General features: G+C 38.5%; 1 protein-coding gene. It reads right to left on the bottom strand.

What is annotated here, in order from left to right; translation table 11 throughout:
• On the bottom strand, window positions 1-1,052 hold a 1,052-nt coding region (tuf, locus tag ACQPUY_RS17685; protein WP_430843363.1), incomplete at both ends, for an elongation factor Tu.

Here is a 1,052-nt window from a genome sequence, read left to right on the forward strand (position 1 = left end):
TTCATATCAATGTGGTCTCCTGGCATAACCATTTCCATTCCTTCTGGTAATTTGATTGATCCAGTAACGTCTGTTGTTCTGAAGTAGAATTGTGGTCTGTATCCATCGAAGAATGGAGTATGTCTTCCACCTTCTTCTTTCTTAAGTACGTATACTTGACCTACGAACTTGTTGTGTGGTTTAACAGATCCAGTTTTTGCTAATACTTGACCTCTTTCGATTTCTGTTCTTTGAACACCTCTTAAAAGAGCTCCAATGTTATCTCCAGCTTGCGCTTCGTCTAGTAACTTTCTGAACATTTCGATTCCTGTTACTACTACTTTTCTGCTTTCTTCTGATAATCCAACGATTTCTACTTCGTCTCCTACGTGAAGAACTCCTCTTTCAACTCTTCCTGTAGCAACTGTTCCTCTACCAGTGATTGTAAATACGTCTTCTACTGGCATTAAGAATGGCTTATCTGTTGCTCTTTCTGGTGTTGGGATGTAGCTATCTACAGCATCCATTAATTCTAGGATTGGTGCGATTGCTTTTTCATCTGTTGGGTTTTCTAAAGCTTGTAATGCTGATCCCTTAATTATTGGAATATCATCACCTGGGAAGTTGTATTCTGATAATAATTCTCTAACTTCCATTTCTACTAATTCTAATAATTCTTCATCATCTACCATATCTGCTTTGTTTAAGAATACTACTATGTAGTCAACTCCAACTCTTGATGCTAGTAGGATGTGTTCTCTTGTTTGTGGCATTGGACCATCTGCTGCTGATACAACTAAGATAGCTCCATCCATTTGTGCTGCTCCTGTAATCATGTTCTTAACATAGTCAGCGTGTCCTGGACAGTCAACGTGTGCATAGTGTCTGTTGTCTGTTTGGTATTCAACGTGAGCTGTGTTAATTGTGATTCCTCTTTCTTTTTCTTCTGGAGCCTTATCAATTTCATCATATTTGAATGATTCTGCTAATCCTCTGTTTGCTAATACTGTTGTGATAGCAGCTGTTAAAGTTGTCTTACCGTGGTCAACGTGACCGATTGTTCCAATGTTTAC

The organism is Clostridium nigeriense, from assembly GCF_050585245.1.
GTDB lineage: Bacteria > Bacillota > Clostridia > Clostridiales > Clostridiaceae > Clostridium > Clostridium nigeriense_A.